General features: G+C 37.4%; 19 protein-coding genes. 1 reads left to right on the top strand and 18 read right to left on the bottom strand.

The genetic code is table 11. The features are described from left to right. Positions 1 to 28: 28 nt before the first annotated feature. The 17 genes from VSQ32_19700 to VSQ32_19620 form a co-directional block, all read right to left on the bottom strand. Positions 29 to 772, bottom strand: a complete 744-nt coding sequence (locus VSQ32_19700; GenBank protein ID MEH2945005.1) for a metallophosphoesterase family protein — start codon at positions 770 to 772, stop codon at positions 29 to 31. Beyond that, positions 769 to 1,659, bottom strand: coding sequence for an NAD(P)-dependent oxidoreductase (locus VSQ32_19695; GenBank protein MEH2945004.1), 891 nt, complete (start codon positions 1,657 to 1,659; stop codon positions 769 to 771). The genes VSQ32_19700 and VSQ32_19695 overlap by 4 nt, the downstream gene beginning before the upstream one ends. Positions 1,660 to 1,683: 24 nt before the next feature. Next, positions 1,684 to 2,724 carry an ATP-grasp domain-containing protein gene (locus VSQ32_19690; protein ID MEH2945003.1) on the bottom strand — a complete coding sequence of 347 codons (1,041 nt, stop codon included), beginning with the start codon at positions 2,722 to 2,724 and terminating at the stop codon, positions 1,684 to 1,686. 7 nt (positions 2,725 to 2,731) lie between these two features. Then, positions 2,732 to 3,052: a DapH/DapD/GlmU-related protein gene (locus VSQ32_19685; GenBank protein MEH2945002.1), complete on the bottom strand. Its 321-nt coding sequence runs from the start codon at positions 3,050 to 3,052 to the stop codon at positions 2,732 to 2,734. Next, positions 3,016 to 3,408, bottom strand: a complete 393-nt coding sequence (locus VSQ32_19680) for a hypothetical protein (GenBank protein MEH2945001.1) — start codon at positions 3,406 to 3,408, stop codon at positions 3,016 to 3,018. The genes VSQ32_19685 and VSQ32_19680 overlap by 37 nt, the downstream gene beginning before the upstream one ends. Further along, the gene (locus VSQ32_19675; protein MEH2945000.1) at positions 3,405 to 4,394 is read right to left on the bottom strand and encodes a glycosyltransferase; all 990 of its coding nucleotides are present in this window, start codon (positions 4,392 to 4,394) and stop codon (positions 3,405 to 3,407) included. The genes VSQ32_19680 and VSQ32_19675 overlap by 4 nt, the downstream gene beginning before the upstream one ends. Before the next feature lie 9 nt (positions 4,395 to 4,403). Then, positions 4,404 to 4,751, bottom strand: coding sequence for a multidrug ABC transporter (locus VSQ32_19670; protein ID MEH2944999.1), 348 nt, complete (start codon positions 4,749 to 4,751; stop codon positions 4,404 to 4,406). Then, on the bottom strand, positions 4,741 to 5,094 hold the full coding sequence (locus VSQ32_19665; GenBank protein ID MEH2944998.1) for a transporter: 354 nt from the start codon (positions 5,092 to 5,094) through the stop codon (positions 4,741 to 4,743). The genes VSQ32_19670 and VSQ32_19665 overlap by 11 nt, the downstream gene beginning before the upstream one ends. Continuing rightward, a complete protein-coding gene (gene rffA / locus VSQ32_19660; protein ID MEH2944997.1) occupies positions 5,095 to 6,222 on the bottom strand; it encodes a dTDP-4-amino-4,6-dideoxygalactose transaminase in 1,128 nt (375 codons plus the stop codon). A 39-nt stretch (positions 6,223 to 6,261) separates the two neighbouring features. After that, positions 6,262 to 8,346: a hypothetical protein gene (locus VSQ32_19655; GenBank protein ID MEH2944996.1), complete on the bottom strand. Its 2,085-nt coding sequence runs from the start codon at positions 8,344 to 8,346 to the stop codon at positions 6,262 to 6,264. A 72-nt stretch (positions 8,347 to 8,418) separates the two neighbouring features. After that, on the bottom strand, positions 8,419 to 9,552 hold the full coding sequence (locus tag VSQ32_19650; protein ID MEH2944995.1) for a hypothetical protein: 1,134 nt from the start codon (positions 9,550 to 9,552) through the stop codon (positions 8,419 to 8,421). Between the two features lie 67 nt (positions 9,553 to 9,619). Then, positions 9,620 to 10,189: a glycosyltransferase gene (locus VSQ32_19645; protein ID MEH2944994.1), complete on the bottom strand. Its 570-nt coding sequence runs from the start codon at positions 10,187 to 10,189 to the stop codon at positions 9,620 to 9,622. Then, positions 10,155 to 11,348 (bottom strand): glycosyltransferase family 4 protein, encoded by a 1,194-nt coding sequence (locus tag VSQ32_19640; protein MEH2944993.1) that lies wholly within the window; start codon positions 11,346 to 11,348, stop codon positions 10,155 to 10,157. The genes VSQ32_19645 and VSQ32_19640 overlap by 35 nt, the downstream gene beginning before the upstream one ends. After that, positions 11,345 to 11,956, bottom strand: coding sequence for a sugar transferase (locus VSQ32_19635; GenBank protein MEH2944992.1), 612 nt, complete (start codon positions 11,954 to 11,956; stop codon positions 11,345 to 11,347). The genes VSQ32_19640 and VSQ32_19635 overlap by 4 nt, the downstream gene beginning before the upstream one ends. 19 nt (positions 11,957 to 11,975) lie before the next feature. Further along, positions 11,976 to 13,244 carry a NeuD/PglB/VioB family sugar acetyltransferase gene (locus VSQ32_19630; GenBank protein MEH2944991.1) on the bottom strand — a complete coding sequence of 423 codons (1,269 nt, stop codon included), beginning with the start codon at positions 13,242 to 13,244 and terminating at the stop codon, positions 11,976 to 11,978. Between the two features lies 1 nt (position 13,245). Then, a complete protein-coding gene (locus VSQ32_19625; GenBank protein MEH2944990.1) occupies positions 13,246 to 14,430 on the bottom strand; it encodes an aminotransferase class I/II-fold pyridoxal phosphate-dependent enzyme in 1,185 nt (394 codons plus the stop codon). A gap of 127 nt (positions 14,431 to 14,557) precedes the next feature. Next, the gene (locus VSQ32_19620; protein ID MEH2944989.1) at positions 14,558 to 15,118 is read right to left on the bottom strand and encodes an acyltransferase; all 561 of its coding nucleotides are present in this window, start codon (positions 15,116 to 15,118) and stop codon (positions 14,558 to 14,560) included. 131 nt (positions 15,119 to 15,249) lie between these two features. On the opposite strand from VSQ32_19620, the gene VSQ32_19615 reads away from it, so the two are divergent. Further along, entirely contained in the window at positions 15,250 to 15,459 is a 210-nt protein-coding gene (locus VSQ32_19615; protein ID MEH2944988.1) for a helix-turn-helix domain-containing protein, read from the top strand. 40 nt (positions 15,460 to 15,499) lie between these two features. Here the strand turns inward: VSQ32_19615 and VSQ32_19610 are convergent, their stop codons facing one another. Continuing rightward, the gene (locus VSQ32_19610; protein ID MEH2944987.1) at positions 15,500 to 15,688 is read right to left on the bottom strand and encodes a hypothetical protein; all 189 of its coding nucleotides are present in this window, start codon (positions 15,686 to 15,688) and stop codon (positions 15,500 to 15,502) included. Positions 15,689 to 15,961 lie beyond the last annotated feature (273 nt).

Below are 15,961 nucleotides of genomic sequence, written 5' to 3'. Positions count from 1 at the left end.
CTTTATCTTTCAAAAAATTTATATACGATTATGATGATATATTTTTAGAATCCAATTTTCTGTAATCCGGTTTTCTGTATAAAACTTCCAGTAATTTTTCTCTCATTTCAGCTGATTCATCATGTGCTTCTATATCGGCTGCAAGATATTCTCTGTTGTAATCTACGTTATAAAGAATATCTGTTCTTTTGACAGTATCAAAAATTACGTAAGAACACCCTTTCCCGTCTCTCTGCTGTCCAATTGATCCTGGATTAATAAGAATTGTACCTCCAGGTAAAACTTTTTTCATCTTATGATGGGTATGTCCCATAAAAACATAATCCAACCCTTCATATTTTCTGTAGTCATTAATTTCCGTATCAGGATAAATGCGTCCATTTAAAGGATCATCCAGGGAACCATGAACAAAAGCCAAATGCATGCTGTCCGTTTCCAAATCAAATCTGCTGTTTAAAGAATATAAGAACTCCACATTTTCTTTGGATATACGTTCCGAAACATTTTTATAAGTCAGGCCATATCTCATAACAAGTTTATCTTCACTGATTTTCCCTTCCAGAACGTCCAAAAACATTTGATCATGATTTCCAAGAAGACAAATACAGTCATGTTCTCTCAGCGTTCTGATGATTTTTTCCTGGTCATAGTAATAGCCGAAAATATCTCCGCCAAAAATTATCATGTCATAAGAAACCTGCTTTATTTCTTCAAAAAATTTCATTATTGAATACCCATTTCCATGGACATCAGAGAAAAATACCAGTTTCATTGGTTTCTTAAATACCTCGCAATATCCAATATGGAATCTTCTATACTATGCCGCTGATATTCGCCAACTATACTTCTCAGTCGTCTGTCATCAATACTCCAGTCCTGTCCATCTGCCGGATCCTCTCTGTCAGCGAATTTTATATCTGATTTGCTCTCTGTCAGTTTCACGCAAAGCCTTGCAAGTTCAATATTGGAAATTGTTTTTCTGGCGCCGATATTAAAAGTCCCGCTGCAACCATTATGCTCAAGAAGTTCTCCTGCCACATATCCCAAATCTCTGACATCAATATAATTCTGCCGCCTTGTACCTTTGCCCGCTATAATAATTTCTTCTCCATCCAATGCCTTATTTACAAAAATCGGTACGATAGATTTTACAGGCATATCCGGTCCAATCGGAGAAGGAACCCGCAGGTTAATCACCTCTGTTCCATAACGTCCGGCCTGATTCAAAATCAGCTCTCCTGCTGCTTTTGTAGCATGATACACAGACTGGGGATTCATTTCTCCTGAATCATCAATAATTCCGTCCATTGGTATTCCGATAACAGGTAAACTGGAAATAAAAATAATCTTTTTACACCTGCATGTGACAGCAAGCTGAAAAATCCTGTATGTTCCCATACAATTTGCATAAATAAGCGATTCCGACTGATCATTCATGTCTTTGCTGGCTGCACAATGAACAATAATATCTATTTTTTGTTCTGATAATATTTCCGGAACAGGTTCGTGCCCAAGATCCCATGGAATATATTCATCGAGACTTTCATCATAAGTTGCTGTCCTTTTCGTACCACTTCCAATCATATAATATTTTCTTTTCAGGACGTTGACGATCCAATGTCCCACAAACCCATTCGCACCTGTCACTAATATATTCATACTTTTCCTTTCCCATATAACTTATCATAATGTTTTTTTATATTCTGCAAAATCAATAATTTTACCTGCACCACGCATATCCTGCGTCGGACTTCCTGTCATATAAAATTCCTCATCATACCGAAATGCCTCACCATGCACAATATGAAAGCAATTATCAATTTTCTGGTCATACACGTATTCCAATACTTCTGCCTTTACATCTTCAAATCCAAATCTGCTCCGCATGGCTGTGGTACCTGAAAAACGAACATTCATTTCAAAACACACCGGCGTCCCATCTTCTCTTAAACGCATCTGGATATTAAATGGTCCAACTGGCTTATACGCCCTACATATTTTTCTGGCTTCATCCTCTATACGAGTATCTGAAATAACTCTGGCCCAAACTGTAGTGCCATTTTTAAGTTTCCTGTGCATTGGAATTACAGAACGAAGATTTCCTGTTTTGTCTACATAACATCCAACTGTATACTCCCGTTCTGAATTACCAATATATTCTTCCAGTACATAACCTTTCAGATTCGGTTTTGCCATTATTTCACTCTGATTTTCCAGAATCAGAATTCCCTGTGCACTCTTTCCATGCCTGGGCTTTGCCAGAACAGGATAACCAACACTCTCAGCAAAAGACACTGCGTCGTCTGCACTTTCCCAACAGGAATATGCCGGATAATTACATTTATTTTCCTGTAAAAATCTGCAGGTAAGCAGTTTATCCTGACCAATGAGTAACTGTTCATATGACGATGAGATAAATCTGGCCCTGGTATTTTTCCTGAGATCCTCTGCATTTCCGGCCAGTTCAAGGACATTTTCTTCTACCCCTGTAAGTATTAAACTGATATCATGCGTATTACAAAATGCGATAACCCATGGTATAAACTCAGAACTCCTGGCAAAAGGACAAATATAACTTTCATCACACATATACAAGCCTGTGGACATTTCCGAGATACATGCCCCATAAATTTTCAATGGCAGTTGAGAAAAACGCAATGCCTTAATAATACCCTGGCTTACATTCCCTCCAACTCCCAAAACTAATACATTCTTTTTTTCCATCCTATTTTCAGAGTTTGAAATCCAAACTGCTTCTCCCTTCCAGTCTATAGCTTTTTGGCGGTACATAAACACTGTTCTCTTCTGTATCTTTCCGAATATACGCTGCTGCACCGACAAGTGTATTCTTTCCAATTTTAACTCCGTTTTTTACGGTACAATTCGCTCCAAAGACGCAATTATCAGAAACAGAAACATGCCCTGCAACTGCAACAGATATGGTAAAAAAATTAAAGTTTCCCACTGTTGTATCATGAGCCACATGGGAGCATGGCCAGAAAATATTTCCATTTCCTATTTTAACATTATGTCCGATAGTAACATTTTCCATGATGAAATTCCCCCCCCCCCCACACTTTCTGCCAGTACCACTGCTGAGGGATGCACATAACTGTACGGAGTATATCCTCTTTCCAGAGAATCTTTATATTTTTCTTCCCGTACCTGATTCATTTTCGTATAACCTATACAAAGACAAACAGCATGCTCCGCAGGTTTATAATACTCTTCCAGCTTTTCGTATGCCACAATGGGATATTCCTTATTCATAACACTGATCTTCTTTTTTTCCGGCAGATATGCTTCATCCACACAAAATCCTGCCACTTCATCTTTTCCATCTTTCATAATAAACTCACACATCATAGTGGCAAATTCTTCCAGACCAAAAATTATAACTTTATTCATTCTGATAATTCCTCCATAATCCCGGTTGCTGAATATTCCGCTTTATTTTCTTCCTGAAAATTAATCCTGTCTTTGACAACATATTGAGGTGAATTATTAAGACTGATATAAATACGCCCTACATATTCTCCAATCATCCCCAAGATCAGCATAATAATTCCACTGGAAAAAATAATAACCGCCATCATGGAACTGTAACCCAACAGCACCTCCGGATTCAGCAACTTATGGATAATAATTACCATACCATATACAAAACCAATAAAAGCAAATAAAAAACCAATAAAAGATGCCAGTCTAAGGGGCTTAATTGAAAAAGCTGTCAGACCATTTACAAATAATGAAACAGACTTTATAACCGTAAACCCTGAAGTATTGTCATCTGCCCTGTTTCGATTTTCCATAGGGATGGCCACTATCCGTTTCGAAACTCCCACCAGAAGCCCTTCCAGATACGGATAGGGATTTTTATAATTCTTAACTTCTTCACATACAAACCTTTTTATAGCACTGAAATTTTCAAAACGCAGCCCCCTGGGTTTATCCAGCATCTGTTCTGAAAACCAGAGGTTCACATTGCTGCCAAAACGTTTCATGAAAGATTCTTTCTTCACTTCATACTTTGCAGTGGTAATATCTGCCTCATCTGTCAAAAGCGGTGCAAGAAGATCCCACAATCTGTATACCGGACATTGAAAATCATCATCCAGATTAATAACATATTCACCACTGACAAAAGCATAACCTGCAAGAACTGCGGCATGTTTTCCGGCATTTTTAGCAAGATTTATCACCTTAATTTTTTTATTTTCCGCTGCAAGTTTTACCAGCACTTCATACACATTATCCGGGGAACAGTCATTTACTGCAATTATTTCATAGTCAAATTCACTCCTTTGTCCCACAACAGCAATAATCTCATCAATAACCTTTTCTATCGTTTTTTCACTTCTATAACATGGTATCACAAAACTTAACAATTTCATCTTCTACTCCTATGGTATATTAAATACCAGTATTCCAATTATAATCACCGCCAGCCCCAACACCTTTTTCCTGCTGATATGTTCTTTCAAAAATATTCCGCCCAAAATTGAAACCCATATGTAACCGGTTGCTTCCAATACAGGCCCCATAGCAAGTGGAACTCCTTTATACGCCAATACCACCACAAGAGATGAACAAAAAAACAGTCCGTAGGCTATTATAACCGGAAAATTCAGATATTCCTTTATCTTGTTGTCATACTCTTTATTTGCACTTTTTTTCAATAAAATCTGTGACACAGATGACATAAAAACTGCAATCAAAAAAACAAGAACATATAATAAATCAATTTGCATCTTCTGTTACCACCATATAAATTCCTGCAATTATTATAGCTGCTCCGATAATCTTCCATACTGTAATAGTTTCCTTGAAAATAAGCAGCCCCCACATCAGCCCCCATATAACAGTAACTGCCTTATTGGCATAAGCTGTGACCAAAGGCAGCTTCCTTAATATTTGTTGCCAGAGAATCGCATATACTGCAAGAACAACCAAAACCAATCCGTAAAAAAATAAAAATTCAGCCGACAAAAATTCACTTTGCGCCGCATATTTTGAGCAGACAGCCCCCAGCGAATAGATAAAAAGCAATATATGCAGTTCAATGTACACTTTTAGTTTATTCTGTTTTATCATCTATTTATAAAAATCCTTTACTTTCTCACATATCTTCTGATGATCTTCTCTGGTCAGCCCATAATACATGGGTAACCTTACAAGTCTCTCACTTTCTCTTGTAGTATATCTGTCTTCCCCTGCAAAACGGCCATATTTTTTTCCTGCCGGAGAAGTATGAAGGGGAATATAATGAAAGACACACCCAATTCCATTCTCTTTCATATATGAGATAAAGTCAGAACGTTCTTTGAGATCCTTTGCTTTTATATAAAACATATGTCCGCTGTGTACGCACTCTTCCGGAACAAAAGGAAGTTCTATCTTCCCTCTGTCTGCAAGAGGTTTTAATTCCTTATAATACTTATTCCAGTTTGCAACACGATCGTTAGTTATTTCTTCCGCTTTTTCCAGCTGAGCATACAAATACGCCGCATTAAGTTCACTGGGCAGATAAGAAGAACCCTGTTCCACCCAGGTATATTTATCTATCTGTCCGCGGAAAAATTTACTACGGTTTGTCCCTTTTTCACGGATAATTTCTGCCAGCTCAATATCCTTTTCATCTTTAATAAGTAAGCACCCCCCCTCCCCCATGGAAAGGTTTTTCGTTTCATGAAAACTGTAACACCCAAAATCGCCAATCGTTCCCAGCGCTTTCTCCCTGTATGTGCTCATAATTCCCTGAGCAGCATCTTCTATTACAGCCAGATTATATTTCCTGGCAATACCCATAATTGCATCCATTTCACATGACACGCCTGCATAGTGAACCGGTACAATGGCCTTTGTTTTTTCTGTAACAGCATTTTCAATCAGTGTTTCGTCAATATTCATTGTATCCGGCCTGATATCCACAAAAACTACTTTTGCGCCACGTAACACGAAGGCATCTGCCGTAGACACGAATGTGTAGGACGGCATAATCACTTCATCTCCTGGTTTTATATCACAAAGTAAAGCTGCCATTTCCGTAGCATGGGTACAGGACGTGGTAAGAAGTGCTTTCCGCACCCCGGTTTTCTCTTCAAACCAATGATTACATTTCCTGGTATAGTCACCATCTCCACAAATTCTGTGCTTTTCCACAACATCCTTTATATAATTTAATTCTGAACCTATATAAGGCGGTACATTAAATGGAATCATTTTTATCTCCTCATTCAGTATATATACATCTGATTTATACTAAAAAACATAATTTGAATACATGGTAAGTGAAACTGCATGTAGTGCAAACACAACACATGTCATAAAGGGAAGGTAATTACTTTCTCTGATCGCCAGTCTCTTTTCTTCACTGTAAAGGCTTCCTGCAAAACAAAATGCACATGCATATCCAATATAAAAAAGATATTCAACTACAACCTCTCTCCACTCAATTTTAGAAGCCAGCAAAGGAGCCACCGGCCCCAACAAAACTGCCCCCCAAAAAAAGAAATCCATTTTCTGATAAAGCAATTGACGCAATCGTTTATTCAATAACGTAAATAATGCTGTTGCAATAAAAATATAATTTATTGTACTGAAAATATAATATTTGGTATGCGCACTCCATCCTACATTCGGCAGATTCATATTAGTTTTAATATCCACCATTGCAAAAGCTCTTTTTCCAATAGCAACCAACGTGTCCAATGGACTTTTGGAATATGCATCAAAAGATTGTGCCATTGTTATTTCCTTTTCATCTCTGTAACCTGCTGCCTGCCTGATAGAATGTACCTGGTCATCGTAAACCTGATAAGGATATCCTGTCAGCCACCCCCGCAAAGTCACATCTGCTGCCTGTTCCAATACTGTAGTAGTCTTCGTAAAGTAAGCTCCATCCTGATCATATGCAAAAAGTCCTCTATGCCCCCGTATCTCATTCATATATATTTGTGGAATACATATACATAAAAATGAAACCGAAAAGGCAATCACCATCTTAACAGCTCCTCTCGCAGATATTGCAGCAAAAGGAAAAAGTCCGTTTTGTTGAATCTTTCCTTTAAAGTTTAACCCAACTAAAATCACCATCACAATCAAAAGCACTATGACACCAATCAGATAACTGGTTCGAATCGTCAGACACAAGGAAAAACACACACCGCTTCCAATTGCATATTTTATTCTTCCTGTTTTAAAAATCAAAATTCCGAATAATGCGCCGGCCAAATATAGCACTAATCCATAAAGGTCGCCTCCAATGCTTACCAGCAAGCCTTTATAGAAAATCAGAAATCCCAGGCATGCAGATAAAATCTGCCATAAATAAACCTTTCTGTTATGAATAATCTCATATATTCTGGGAAGAATGTAGCCAAATAAAAATGCATTAGCCAAAGATGGCAGCAAAAAATAAACTAAATAGGAATCTACATGTGCTCTGATTCCTACAAACTGAGCAATAAAAGCCGGCAAAACAGTACCATAACCTCTAATAGGTGAAATTGTTTTGATTATTTCAATAATTGTATCTTTCGTCAGGTCTGGCTGAGCAAACTGGCCTCCAACATCCCAGTAACCTGGCTGATCACCAAAAGCGTTAAAATTAACAATACCTTTTTTATACCAAACCACATCAAAAATATAAGTACATATAAAAATAGTTAATACCACCGTCCAGTACTCATATTGCGGCTCCTTCACATCTGTACTTATACTCTGAATAAATCCTATCATAAGCAACAAAAAAAATGCTACTATACATGTAAGAATCATATATACAAATACTGTTATCAAAACTGTAAATAAACTGTCTTCAAATGGCGTTATCTGTATATAAGCCCCTTCCTCCGAATACAAATCATAATGCTTTATTTCTCCATCTGCTTCAACATCAATTGCTCCGGAATACGCCTGACACCAAATACTGATTCCTCCACTGGGCGATTTTGTGACAGGTATCGTAAGAGAACTGGTTTCTACTCCACCCAGTATTATACTATTTTCATACCCCCATTCTTCTGCGTTTCTAAACCACCAATCTCCAGTCCTTTCCATTGCCAAAAACTGTTCTTCTGATATTTCCTTATTGTCAATCATATAAATCCATACTTCACTTCCATTGGAAACACTGCCTGGCTCACTGACTGTAATCACAATCTCCTCTTTTGGCAGCAATTTGGAAACAAAAATATTGACATAAGAAAAAAGGCACGTACTCAAAAGCAAAGAAAACAATATCAGCCAGACAATATTTTTCCATGAAAGCATTTTCAGGATAGTTCTGATACTATTTCTATCAGCTACTTTTTCTCTCTCCTGTCTTTTTAATGCTGGTTCCATAAATACCTCCCTTTTCTATAATGTTACTCTATGACATAAACTATTTATCACATAACATGCATATCTCTTACACTAACTTTTAAATTTCCTTTTAACCTTTTCTATAGTTGTCTTTATTCCAAAATGGGACAGCGAACTGAACGTCAGATAAACACTTTCGCAAATTCGAAACATAAGATGTCTCACCTTCCATGCGGACAAATACTCTTCGATTCCTTTCATTTCGCAATTCGGGGCCTTAAAATGTATCAGTTCCGGGCAGTCTTTTATCATTTTTCCAAAAAGATACTCCTCATTATGTTTCGATTTCAAATATTCCTGTGCATTCTCAATACACTTTACTCGAATATCCTGATTATCAATTGCTCTGCGAATTGCTTTATACCAGCTCTTTGGTGTATTTTCAGCGAAAAAGCCATTTACTCCATCCTCAACCACCAGCTCAAAGGGCATACATTTTGAATAAATACCGCAAATTCCATATCTTGTATATTCAATAAACTTGTTAAAATATTTTCTCTCACTAAAATGATTCGGCACCAGTACTGCTATTCCAATATCAAACTTATGATTTCTCATGTAATCTACATAGTCATCCATTCCCATAGAAGGTATATAATGAATCAGCTGCCTGTTTCGGATTTCCTTCATGGCCGGATGTAAACCCACAAAATAAAATTCCAGATAATTCCCATACTTTTCCTCCAGTTTCAGAAAAGCAGGTTTTACAAAACGTTCAAAATTATCTACATGCCACTCAGAGGCCGCTACCACAATTTTTACCACTTCATTTACTTCTTTTGGTTTTTCTATTGTCTCCGGAGCAACAGCAGTATTAATGATCACAATCTGATTTCCTTTTAAAAACTGTTTATACTCATCTGCAATCAGCTGATTTGAAGTCATCAGCCCATCACATAAACCAAGACAGCGCAATAACCATTTTTTTCTCTCCGGATACCAAAAAGAACCTTTCGGCATATCTTTCAGGTCGTCGTCCAGTAAAAACAAAATTTTTTTCCCATATTCCAACGCCTTTTTCAGACATGCATAAGTAACAGGACTATGACCGCGTACACAAATAATCACATCCGCTGATTCCATTTTACCTTTTGTAAATTTCACAGAATTAACTTTTGTTATTGTTACTTTATAGTTTTTAACAAGATACTGAAAACTTCTATACGTTTCCTCTAATGTTGGCATTTCCCCTTCATGAAGCAAAACAATATTAACCATAATTCATAGAACCTTTCCAATACTTTTTACAAAATCAATCGCTGTACATTTTATATATCTGCCTCATTTTTGAAGCGATAACAGCTTTATTAAATTTCATAATTCTGTTCCTGTTATATACAGACATTCTTTTATATAATTCCCTGTCAGCAAGATTTTTTTTCACAGCATCCTCATAAACTGCTGCATCATCTTTTTTTGTCAGAAAACCTCCCTGTCCTTCTATTATCAAATCACTGTTTCCTCTGATATCACTGCATATGCAGGGTAATCCAGACGCCATAGCTTCCATTAGTGAAACATTTAATCCCTCTCTGAAAGAAGGCAGAAGGTAAACATCCACTTTTTGAAGGAGCTCCGGTATGTCATTTCTGTATCCGAGCAAATGTACCTGTTCTTCAACACCCATATTTTTTGCAAGAATTCTCAAATCATCCGCCAATTCTCCTATTCCGGCAATACAGTAATGAATTTTACTATCTTTCAGTTCAGCCAATGCTTTTATGACCACACTGTGATTTTTATTTTCATTTAACTCTCCGACTGACAATAATAATACTGTATCCAGACTAATATCCAGTTCTTTTCTTAATTCCTGCTGCATTATCAGGCGTTTTACCCCCCCCCCACTCGTATAAGGCAGTCATTTTATCAGAAATACTTTTCAAATCAAACGATTTAAGATGATCATAATTCCGCATCACGGATTCTTTCATTGTTATACGAGGTTGTCCTCCTCTGATAATCTCCTCCAAATGCTGCACAAGATCTTCCAGATTATTTTCATCAAACAAACACATCTTATCTTTCACCAGGTCTGTATTACCTCGTATATTTGAGCATAACACCGGCGTCTGACAGGCAATTGCTTCCATAAGTGCAACCGGCAATCCTTCCTGGTGCGATGGGAACACAAACAGGTCGGCTGCCTGACAAAGTTCGGATATATCCGTCCTGTAACCAAGCAGCTTTACCTGCGACTTAAGACCAGATTCCTTTATAAGACTGGTCAGATAAGCATCTGATTCTCCTTTTCCACAAATAAAATATTTTATACTGGGATTATTCACTTTCCTTATTGCCCTGATCACAACTTCATGGTTCTTACGCTGGCTAAGTTCTCCAACAGACAAAAGCATAATATCTGTGTCGGTAATTCCAAGTTCTGCTCGCTTTTCAGCAGCATTAATCAAAAACGAATGAAACTTATCGGTATCTACTCCAACTCCAGGGACATAAACCACTTTTTTCGCATAAAAATCTTTTTTTGCCCTCCGATAATCTTCTTTGTTAATTGTAATCAGAACATCCGTCCATTGAGAAAGAATCTTTTCTACCGGATAAAAAAATGCCCAGTTTTTCCATGGAGCACCATGATAAAAATGGAATCCATGAGCGGTGTAAATAATCTTTACATGTAGTTTGTGGGCCACCACTCTGGCAATAGCAGAAGCAACCGGAGTATGGCAATGTACCAGAGCAAATCTTTCTTTTCTGACCAGACTATACATTTGTTTATAAGCAGCAATATTTTTTTTAATATTAAATGGACTTCTGGAAAAATCTATCTGATCATATCGGATACCTTTTTTGCACAGCTCACCTTTAAATTTACTGGTTCTTTCTTCGTCCCAGACACTTCTGTCTTTAAAATCACATGCAACATATACCTTATACCCCAATTTCTGAAGAACAGAAATATTATCCATATTAAATTGCCCTATCATAGATGGTACGGAAGCCACCATCAGCATTTTCTTCATAACGCTTTTTCTCCTCGGAATTCTTCCATGGTAGCAGACGTTTCACTGTTAATTCCTTCATGGTTCAATACTGTCTTTACCGTTTTCAATATAATTTTCAAATCGCCCATAAAAGTTATATTTTCTACATACCTGACATCCCATTCAAATTTTTCTTCCCAGCTTATGGCATTTCGTCCGTTTATCTGTGCAAGCCCGGTAAAGCCCGGACGAACTTTATGGCGCTTTTTCTGTCTCTTATTATAGAGCGGAAGATATTTTACCAGCAAAGGCCGCGGCCCAACTATACTCATATCACCTTTTAATATATTAAACAGCTCCGGCAATTCATCCAGGCTTGTACTCCTCAACTTTTTTCCAAAGGAAGTCAGTCGTTTTTCATCCGGTAATAAATTTCCTTTTGAATCTCTGGAATCTGTCATTGTCCGGAATTTGTACATTTCAAATATTTTTTCATTTTTTCCCGGTCGCTTTTGTTTAAAAATAACCGGTCTGCCTAATTGTTTCCTTACTAAAATACTTACAATCAAAAAAACCGGACTCAAAACTACGATTGCAAGAAAAGACAATACAAAATCTATCCAACGTTTCCAAATTTTTCTATACATCTCTCTTTTCCACACTGTTCTATTTTGTTATTTTCTTTGCAGGTATCCCCACATATGTACCGCTTTCTGTAATATCCTTTACCACCACTGCTCCTGCCCCTACTGTCACATCATCGCAAATACATACATTATTACTGATAACTGCCCCTGCTCCAATCCATGTATTATTCCCAACTTTCACATTGCCCGCCAGATGGCTTCCCACTGATATATGAGAAAAATCACCAATTTCACATTCATGATCTATGGACGCTGACGTATTCACAATAACACCGTCACCGATTGCAACACCCGTTTGAATAACAGCTCCGGCCATTATCACAGTCCCTTTTCCGATTCTGACTGTTTCATCTGATAATATTCCCTCCGGATGAATCAGTGTTACAAGGTTTACCCCTGCTCTTTCATACTTCTCCTGAATCTGCCTTCTGATGAATGCATTTCCTACAGCAATAATTACATCAAATTCTCCCCTGTGATTTATTGCAAAATCAACACTTCCGACTACTGTTTCTTCTGTTTTCAATAATATTTCATCATCATCCAGAAAATAAATTTCATCATAAAGTCCTGTTTTTCCGGCGAGTTCAAAAATGACCTTTCCATGCCCGCTTGCTCCTGTTATAAGAAGTTTATTATACCCTTTTCCGTAAAATTTTACTGGTTTCGCCGGCAATCCCGTAGCCATGCATTCTGACGGTAAATCGTGATTTACCAACGAAGCCGCCCCTACAAACGTATATTCTCCAATAGTTTTTCCCTGAATAACTTTGCTTCCTGTCCCCAGCTCCACACCTTTTTGTATCCGGACACATTCGGCAATGTTCACTCCGGAATGCACTGTAACAAAAGATTCCAGAACTGCATCATACCCTGTGGTACATGCAAGATTTAAAATCACAAAATCTTTTATCACAATATTTACAGTAAGGATATTTCCTGCAAAGATAATATTTCCTTCCCCCATAGATAAAAATTCCGATGTCCGAACATCAGGGTCAATCAGATTGGGAAACTGAAAATTACCAGTTTGCTTTATTTCCGAAACTATTTTTTCCCTTATCCGCGCTGAAACAACTGCACATGCCACTGACAAAGAATCATCATATTCCCGCAGCTTCTCCATACTCCCCAATACTTTATATCCATTAATTTCTGTTCCCGGCTCCAGGTTATCATCCAGATATCCCTCTATCTGCCAGAGGGGTTCTTTTTGATTGATACGTTCTATCAGCCATTGCACCTCTCTGCCAAATCCGCCGGCCCCAAATATCAGAATCTTTTTCATTCTATTCCCACAGCTTCCTCACCGCATTACATACTCGCTCCAAATCATCATCCGTCATTTTGCTGTCACTGGGCATACAAACTCCATATTCAAAAATCTGCCCGCTGATACTGTTATCCGCTCCTGTCTCTCCATCCACTATGTGCAGTCCTTCCACTGTAGAAACAAAATCACAATCTGTAAACACCGGCTGCAAATGCATGGGCTTCCAGATTGGCCGGCTCTCCACATCGTCTTCTTCCAAAGCAAGCATAATATCCAATGGCCTTACTTTGCAATCCGCATCTAACTGAACAGATGTAAGCCAGCAGTTACTTCTGGTATCTTCCATCATTGGCATAAAATGAATTCCTGACAAATCTCCCAGATGTTTTCGATAATATTCATAAATATAGCGTTTCTTTTCCACACGCTGATCCAGTACTTTTAACTGTCCTCTGCCGATTCCGGCTACGATATTGCTCATACGATAATTATACCCAATTTCTGTATGTTGATACCAGCGCGCAGGCTCCCTGGCCTGGGTAGCCCAGTAGAGAACTTTCCCTGCTTTCTCCTCCGCATCCTGCGTATTTACCAGCAGCATACCCCCGCCGGAACTTGTTATAATTTTATTCCCGTTAAAACTGATAATTCCATAATCTCCGAAAGTTCCCGTATATTTCCCATGATATGTGGTTCCCAGACTTTCGGCCGCATCTTCAATTAATGGAACCTGATATCTCTGGCATATCTCCACAATCTCTTCAATATGGGCACAGATACCATATAAATGTACCACAAGAACTGCTTTCGGCCGCTGTCCCTGCTTCTCATATTTTTCAAATGCAAGTTCCAGAGCCTTCGGATCCATATTCCAGGTTTCCTTATCACTGTCTATAAACACCGGGGTCGCTTTCTCATAAACAATGGGATTTGCAGTGGCAGAAAAAGTCAGGGACTGACAAAATACAATATCACCCTGACTTACTCCAATTGCTTTTAACGCCATATGTATGGCAGCTGTCCCTGCGGAAAGAGCTACTGCTTTCCCGGCTCCCAGTTTTGCTGTCATTTCTTTTTCAAACTCTGTTACATTCCTGCCAAGAGGTGCGATCCAGTTGGTATCAAATGCTTCCTTTATAAACTCCTGTTCATACCCTTCTTCGCTCATGTGGGGCGAGGAAAGAAAAATATGCTGTTTCATATTCTCCTCCTGTCATGCAAGATACTCTATAGACTTATACATTGTCTTTTATTGTACTACAATTTTCCAATAATTGCAAACAGTAAAATTAAAATCAAACACCTTCTTTTCAGTACACCACAATTTCTTAATTAATATCATTTTGAAGCGGAGCAGGAATTGTTTTTAATAAATAATTTTTTGTGTTTTCTTTATATTCCGTATTATCCCAGTTTTCAGGCAAAGAGTTAATTGTTTTCTCCGCAAAATTCCATGTATCTCCTATTATTTTTGCCGGTACGCCAACAGCAATGGAATTATCAGGTATCGAATGAGTAACTAATGCTCCGGCTCCTATTATACAATTTTTACCTATATACACATTTGGCATAATAGTTGCCCTTGCTCCAATAAATGTGTTATCATCAATCTCTATTTTTCCATATTTATGTACGTTAGTATTCCTGTATTTTTTACTACTGACAATGGTATGAACAGACCCATCATGCGTAATAAACGCTACAGATGAAGATAAGCGAACATTATTATGCAAGGTAATTAGATATGGCTCAGAGCCAAAATCTGTTCCAGAAGAAACTATACATCCTTTTCCACAATTCATTCCCTGACTAATTGCATAATTAAGACGTCCTTTCGTTGCAATCAGAAAATACTTTTTTATTATATCAAATATTATTTTAATTCGCATTACTAAAATATTCCTCCTTTTTAAGAGATTTTTAAGAAAATCAGCATTTCATACAAATTATACTCAATATATTTAGTATAGTCAATGTTTTGGGCATGATATGATTAAAAAAATGAATGGAGATATTAAGCATGATTTCATATCAGCCTTTTTATGCAACTTTATACAATAAGGGTATTACAGAATATTCGCTGATTTTTAAACATGGGATTCCAGCAAATACACTCCACAGAATGAAACATGGAGAAGCAATCACCACAAAAACTTTAGATACTCTTTGTGAAATTTTAGAATGTTCTGTTTCTGATATTTTAGTATATATACCTCCGGAAAAAATTTAAGAGCAGGGCAAATTCCAAAAAGGAAATACCCTGCTCTTTTTTATTCACTCAACTGAGCTTCAAAGAATTTCAAAATATCTCCGCTTTCCATACTTAGAAATTCTTCTGTCCATTTATTAATTTTTATTATAAATTTCTCACTGTCCAAATATTCCCATTCGTGAAGTGTCTCAGCCACCCCGTACATACGGGAAAGTATAATTGCTGTTTCCAGATATTTTTTATTCATGTCCTAATCTATTCCTTTCTATGTATCTGTCTGTATTATCTGTGTTCCATAAAGAACAGGCATCGGAGAAAGAGAACATAAGCGTTGAAAAATCGTACACAAATGGGGAGAAAGAACATATAAATTATACAATATAACCGGCAAAAGACAGTTGATTTTTAACAATTTCTTAGAATAAAAATTAAAAGCGACTGTTGCAAAATATAGCACATATACAATATATGGCAAGACTCATATTGTCCAGATACCACATCCTGTATAAAGCTGCTATTT

This window comes from Lachnospiraceae bacterium JLR.KK002 (genome assembly GCA_036941025.1).
Lineage (GTDB): Bacteria > Bacillota > Clostridia > Lachnospirales > Lachnospiraceae > Petralouisia.
This window is presented reverse-complemented; position numbering and strand designations above follow the sequence as displayed.

Bases quoted from the DNA above. Each gene is read 5' to 3' on its own strand.
- VSQ32_19650 (MEH2944995.1), bottom strand. From the start codon at position 9,552: ATGCCAACATTAGAGGAAACGTATAGAAGTTTTCAGTATCTTGTTAAA.
- rffA (MEH2944997.1), bottom strand. From the start codon at position 6,222: ATGATTCCATTTAATGTACCGCCTTATATAGGTTCAGAATTAAATTAT.
- VSQ32_19690 (MEH2945003.1), bottom strand. From the start codon at position 2,724: ATGGAAAAAAAGAATGTATTAGTTTTGGGAGTTGGAGGGAATGTAAGC.
- VSQ32_19630 (MEH2944991.1), bottom strand. From the start codon at position 13,244: ATGAAAAAGATTCTGATATTTGGGGCCGGCGGATTTGGCAGAGAGGTG.
- VSQ32_19665 (MEH2944998.1), bottom strand. From the start codon at position 5,094: ATGATAAAACAGAATAAACTAAAAGTGTACATTGAACTGCATATATTG.
- VSQ32_19655 (MEH2944996.1), bottom strand. From the start codon at position 8,346: ATGGAACCAGCATTAAAAAGACAGGAGAGAGAAAAAGTAGCTGATAGA.
- VSQ32_19610 (MEH2944987.1), bottom strand. From the start codon at position 15,688: ATGAATAAAAAATATCTGGAAACAGCAATTATACTTTCCCGTATGTAC.
- VSQ32_19670 (MEH2944999.1), bottom strand. From the start codon at position 4,751: ATGCAAATTGATTTATTATATGTTCTTGTTTTTTTGATTGCAGTTTTT.
- VSQ32_19635 (MEH2944992.1), bottom strand. From the start codon at position 11,956: ATGTATAGAAAAATTTGGAAACGTTGGATAGATTTTGTATTGTCTTTT.
- VSQ32_19620 (MEH2944989.1), bottom strand. From the start codon at position 15,118: ATGCGAATTAAAATAATATTTGATATAATAAAAAAGTATTTTCTGATT.
- VSQ32_19685 (MEH2945002.1), bottom strand. From the start codon at position 3,052: ATGGAAAATGTTACTATCGGACATAATGTTAAAATAGGAAATGGAAAT.
- VSQ32_19615 (MEH2944988.1), top strand. From the start codon at position 15,250: ATGATTTCATATCAGCCTTTTTATGCAACTTTATACAATAAGGGTATT.
- VSQ32_19695 (MEH2945004.1), bottom strand. From the start codon at position 1,659: ATGAATATATTAGTGACAGGTGCGAATGGGTTTGTGGGACATTGGATC.
- VSQ32_19625 (MEH2944990.1), bottom strand. From the start codon at position 14,430: ATGAAACAGCATATTTTTCTTTCCTCGCCCCACATGAGCGAAGAAGGG.
- VSQ32_19680 (MEH2945001.1), bottom strand. From the start codon at position 3,408: ATGAATAAAGTTATAATTTTTGGTCTGGAAGAATTTGCCACTATGATG.
- VSQ32_19640 (MEH2944993.1), bottom strand. From the start codon at position 11,348: ATGAAGAAAATGCTGATGGTGGCTTCCGTACCATCTATGATAGGGCAA.
- VSQ32_19700 (MEH2945005.1), bottom strand. From the start codon at position 772: ATGAAACTGGTATTTTTCTCTGATGTCCATGGAAATGGGTATTCAATA.
- VSQ32_19675 (MEH2945000.1), bottom strand. From the start codon at position 4,394: ATGAAATTGTTAAGTTTTGTGATACCATGTTATAGAAGTGAAAAAACG.
- VSQ32_19645 (MEH2944994.1), bottom strand. From the start codon at position 10,189: ATGCAGCAGGAATTAAGAAAAGAACTGGATATTAGTCTGGATACAGTA.